Source organism: Zhongshania aquatica (assembly GCF_027257955.1).
Classification (GTDB): domain Bacteria; phylum Pseudomonadota; class Gammaproteobacteria; order Pseudomonadales; family Spongiibacteraceae; genus Spongiibacter; species Spongiibacter aquatica.
In genome coordinates this window covers 1-4,298 of sequence record NZ_JANZNQ010000062.1, presented here as the reverse complement: position 1 = coordinate 4,298, position 4,298 = coordinate 1, and the positions used below count along the sequence as shown (strand labels likewise).

At 48.8% G+C, this 4,298-nt stretch carries 5 protein-coding genes and 2 pseudogenes; 4 read left to right on the top strand and 3 right to left on the bottom strand.

Going from position 1 to position 4,298, the window contains the following annotated elements; all coding sequences use genetic code 11:
- Positions 1 to 139 precede the first annotated feature (139 nt).
- Entirely contained in the window at positions 140 to 550 is a 411-nt protein-coding gene (locus O9X78_RS20445) for a LysR family transcriptional regulator (protein WP_269621541.1), read from the bottom strand.
- Positions 551 to 567: 17 nt separating this feature from the next.
- Between O9X78_RS20445 and O9X78_RS20985 the strand changes: the two genes are divergently transcribed.
- Positions 568 to 768 (top strand): helix-turn-helix domain-containing protein, encoded by a 201-nt coding sequence (locus O9X78_RS20985; protein WP_350339250.1) that lies wholly within the window; start codon positions 568 to 570, stop codon positions 766 to 768.
- Positions 769 to 972: 204 nt separating this feature from the next.
- Here O9X78_RS20985 and O9X78_RS20435 read toward each other — a convergent pair.
- Positions 973 to 1,113, bottom strand: a pseudogene (locus O9X78_RS20435) (IS1380 family transposase); the annotation flags it as partial.
- A 200-nt stretch (positions 1,114 to 1,313) separates the two neighbouring features.
- On the opposite strand from O9X78_RS20435, the gene O9X78_RS20430 reads away from it, so the two are divergent.
- Positions 1,314 to 2,264, top strand: a complete 951-nt coding sequence (locus O9X78_RS20430) for an AraC family transcriptional regulator (RefSeq protein WP_269621539.1) — start codon at positions 1,314 to 1,316, stop codon at positions 2,262 to 2,264.
- A gap of 183 nt (positions 2,265 to 2,447) precedes the next feature.
- Positions 2,448 to 2,696 (top strand): annotated as a pseudogene (locus O9X78_RS20425) (IS4 family transposase); the annotation flags it as partial.
- Between the two features lie 67 nt (positions 2,697 to 2,763).
- Here O9X78_RS20425 and O9X78_RS20420 read toward each other — a convergent pair.
- Positions 2,764 to 3,120 (bottom strand): integrase core domain-containing protein, encoded by a 357-nt coding sequence (locus O9X78_RS20420; protein WP_269621542.1) that lies wholly within the window; start codon positions 3,118 to 3,120, stop codon positions 2,764 to 2,766.
- A 220-nt stretch (positions 3,121 to 3,340) separates the two neighbouring features.
- Here O9X78_RS20420 and istA point away from each other — a divergent pair.
- A partial coding sequence (gene istA, locus O9X78_RS20415; protein ID WP_269621538.1) for an IS21 family transposase occupies positions 3,341 to 4,298 on the top strand: 958 nt, incomplete at its 3' end.

Here is a 4,298-nt window from a genome sequence, read left to right as displayed (position 1 = left end):
TGGAAGATGGAGTCGGCGCTGCCGGAACTGGGACTTCATTAGTGAAGTGAAGTTAAACCCAGAAAAGGATGCCGCATAACCGTAAAAAGCGACAACATGCTTGAAAAACAGCGAAATTCAGTGTTCACAGTTGAGAAAATTAGGTGTTCACGATGGGCGAAAATCGGTGTTCATAGTGGGCAAAAATACGCACCTTCCGGTCATTCAGTTGCAGGTCGATGCCGACGCCGGGATGCGCTGTCTGGAATTCGCTCAGCAGCGGCGCCATGTGGCGGATGGCAAACGACACGGGTGCGCTGATACGCAGCAGGCCCTGGGCCTGGGTGTGCAGGTCGTCGAGCTGGTTCTCCATGTCGTCGATGTCGTTCAGCACTTGCTGGGCGCGCTGGTGATACTGGGTGCCGGCTTCGGTCAGGTGGATTTTTCGGGTGGTGCGGTTCAGCAGCCGCACGCCAAGATGCGTTTCAAGCTGGGGAACGTACTTGCTGACGAGCTGGGGTGACATCTCCAACCGCTCGGCGGGGGTATTGGCGGTTAATAAAGGTATCATCTTTACGGAGGGTACTCATGCGAACTGGCCGACCGAAGCTCCACCAAGTCACATTTAACGAGTCACAACGCGAACAACTTGAAGCATTTTTGCGTTCGCGCAGTTTGCTCCATGGCCTGAGTCGTCGTGCGGCTATCGTTCTTCATGCTGCAGAAGGCATGCCCAATACGATGATAGCTGAACGTTTGGGGATGACCGAGACCACCGTCTGGAAGTAAACCCTCATCCTTCAATTCCTGCCTCCACTTATGAACTGTGCCAACTGCTACGCTAAGCTCATTTCCGACTCGTCTCAAGGAATAATTGTAGGGAGGGAGCAGCCAAATACGGCCCTGCTCCTTGGTTTCTAAATCAACTAATAATGCTGGCATGATGTCTCCAAAATTTTAAAATAAAAATAGGCGACAACTAGCCTGACACAGGGGGATACCGTGGCGCTTGACCACGGTGCGAGCGGTTCTGGTGAGCGACGTGTGCTGGTTCAGGCAGTGGCCCACCAGGGCCAGGCCGCCGTGGGGTGTATAGACTTCGGTTCCGGATTGCTGGAGAGTGAAAGTACGCATGAGCCAAAAAGCACTGACTGGGTGAATGGGTGTCAGGAGCTATTATATCGCTCAATGGCCTGTTATTGCAGGCTGTGAGGGAAATTCTCGCTGTTTGGAGTCACGAATTCAGGTCAATGACATTGGCGGCAGTTCTTGTTGCGTTGGTTAGAAGGACCAATTAGAATCGGTTGTATAACAAAAATTAGGAGTATACAAAGATGTTTTTTGACGCATTGGCCCGCTCAAAGATTTTTGAGAACACCCATCCTGAAGTAGTATCGGACTTTGTAAATAAAAATATTGGCCGCCACAAGATAGAAATACTTGACCATGAAGCACAGCGATCCAGCTTAAGTTTTAAGGAGTTTTTAGGGTTAGGTCTAACCTATATCACCTACGGTAACAATATCAGAGTGAGAAATGCTGAGCTAGAAAACATGTTCCACTTGCAAATAATATCTAAAGGTAAGTGTGAAGTCGGTTTCAAGGATGAAAAAGTTTCTTTAAACCTAGGCGATGCAATAATGCTGAGCCCTGGAGAGAAAATGACCCTCGATTACTCTTGTGACTGCAAAAAATTAATTATCAACGTGCCTGAAAGTTTGGTACGGACTACTGCTCTTGGCGAGGCGCTTTCCCTTCCTGGATCTGCTATCAGTTTTAAGCGTCGTCCTTTAAATTTGTTTGCATTTCCATCAATGATGAAGCTCTTTGAAACCATACTACTGGAAGCTGAAGAAACTGGCTCTGACCCTGCTGGCGTTTTTAATCTATACAGAGAAATTTTGGCAAAAAAATTGCTATTTTCCTTTAAAAGCAATGTTTCTCTAGACAGGGGTAGCCTTGACAATAGTGTCGCTATGCAAAATATTGTTCAGTATATTGATGAAAACCTCAAAAACGATATTGACGCAGAGGATTTGGCTGAAATCGCTAACGTGAGTGCTCGCTCTATTTACAATGGTTTTGCAAACGCATTTTCAACAACTCCACGAAAGTATATTAAAGACAGGAAACTAAAACGAATTAGAGATGAATTGATCAGTGGGTCTGCAAGAAATATTACTGAAGTCGCATTTAGTTACGGCCTTATGCATTTAGGGCGATTTTCGTCTGATTACAAAAAGTTATTTGGTGAATTGCCTTCAGAAACCAAAAGATTGAGGTAGCCTCTACCTCAATCCGTGTCTTCACGCGACCAGAAGTGCCGCTGTGTACCCAACGTTATTGAATTAGTAACATTTCTCCATAAATATCATATAATTATATCTCAACAGCACACGAGGAAAACGCCTTATGAAGCACCCGAAAAAACCAACAGTTGACATCCCCAGCCAGGGGCCAGGTCCTGACTGAAAATTGTACAAGAAATAACCAATCTGCTTGATGATCCCACCTTTATTGCCCAATACCGTCAGCGTCCCCAGGATTTCACCCGCCACTGCCCTCTGACCTTCAAACATCTGGCGCTGTTCCTGCTCAACCAGCCCCAGTCCGCCTTGCAGACCGAACTGAACGGCTTCTTCCAGCAGGTCACCGCCTCTGCCTTCTGCAAAGCCCGCCACAAGCTGGATCCGGCCGCGTTCGAGGCCCTGAACCAGGTGCGTATTTTTGTAACTATGAACACTGAATTTCGCTGTTTTTCAAGCATGTTGTCGCTTTTTACGGTTATGCGGCATCCTTTTCTGGGTTTAACTTCACTTCACTAATGAAGTCCCAGTTCCGGCAGCGCCGACTCCATCTTCCAGGGTTTTTAAGCTTTGCTTTCTGATAAGTCTCATCTCTCTTGCTCAAAATCGCCAAATCTAAACCCGCGTGCCGCTCCTCAGGAGTAACGTATTTAATGCTACTGTGTTTATGACGCGTGTTATACCAATGAACAAATCCATCGACCCATTCACGAGCATCATCGATATTTAAGAAGCCTTTCAGCGGCCATTGAGGGCAGTATTTTACAGTCTTAAATAGAGACTCAGAATACGGATTGTCGTTGCTCACGCGAGGTCGTGAGTAAGAGGTGCGTATTCCGACCCAACCTGATCACCGCCTGCGACGCAACGTGATCACCTGTTGCGAACGAGCGTGATCACTCATTGCGATTTAAAGTGATCACTTTACGGGACTTATCGCAACGGGTGATCACGTTGTCGCAATGAGTGATCACCATCAATTCCCTCACCACCTCATGCATTGAAATTCATCCTGTACTGCACGTTATCCTTGCCGCTTTTGCGCCGGGATGACGATGCCAAACACGAGATTAGCAATGCGACATATCAAAGAAATTCTCCGCCTTAAACTTGAGGCAAAGCTAAGTCATCGCCAGATTGCGCGCAGCCTAGGCATTGGCGTGGGTACCGTATCAACCTACGGCAAACGCGCCTCTGCGCTGGGGCTTTGCTGGCCCCTGCCCGCCGCGATGTCAGACAACGATCTTGAGCAGCTGCTGTTTCCTTCACCCCAGCTGAGCGCCCGACACGGTCGCGTTATGCCTGATTGCGCCGCCATACATCTAGAGTTAAAGCGCAAAGGCGTCACCAAACAGCTGCTGTGGGAGGAGTACAAACAAGCCTATGGGGACGCGGGTTACCAGTACTCGCAGTATTGCGGGTATTACCGGGAATGGTGCGCTCAGCAAAAGCGCTCTATGCGGCAAATACACCGCGCCGGTGAAAAACTATTTGTGGATTACAGTGGCGCGACAGTGCCGATTGTTAACCCAGATACCGGCGAGATCCGCAACGCTGAAATCTTTGTCGCGACGCTCGGTGCCAGCAATTACACCTTTGCCACCGCCAGCTGGACGCAACGAAAAGCGGATTGGATCGATGCCCACGTTAAGGCCTTCGAGTTCTTTGGCGGTGTGCCGGAGATCATTGTGCCTGATCAGCTTCGCAGCGCAGTGAGCAAACCTTGTCGTTACGAACCAACCATCAATGCCAGTTATCAACACATGGCATCGCACTATCGAACTGCGATCATTCCTGCGCGACCGCTCAAACCAAAAGACAAGGCGAAGGCCGAGAACGCGGTGCTGATTGTGCAGCGGTGGATCTTGGCCAAGCTACGTCATCACACCTTCTTTACGCTGGCAGAGCTGAACCTTACGATTAAAAGTTTACTGGAAGACCTCAACCAACGGCCCTTCAAAAAGCTCCCAGGTTGCCGCTTAAGCCAGTTTGAGATGCTGGACAAACCGGCGC

What these genes read in the sequence shown, in the direction of transcription:
- O9X78_RS20445 (WP_269621541.1), bottom strand. Translation starts at nt 550, where the DNA reads ATGATACCTTTATTAACCGCCAATACCCCCGCCGAGCGGTTGGAGATG.
- O9X78_RS20985 (WP_350339250.1), top strand. Translation starts at nt 568, where the DNA reads ATGCGAACTGGCCGACCGAAGCTCCACCAAGTCACATTTAACGAGTCA.
- O9X78_RS20430 (WP_269621539.1), top strand. Translation starts at nt 1,314, where the DNA reads ATGTTTTTTGACGCATTGGCCCGCTCAAAGATTTTTGAGAACACCCAT.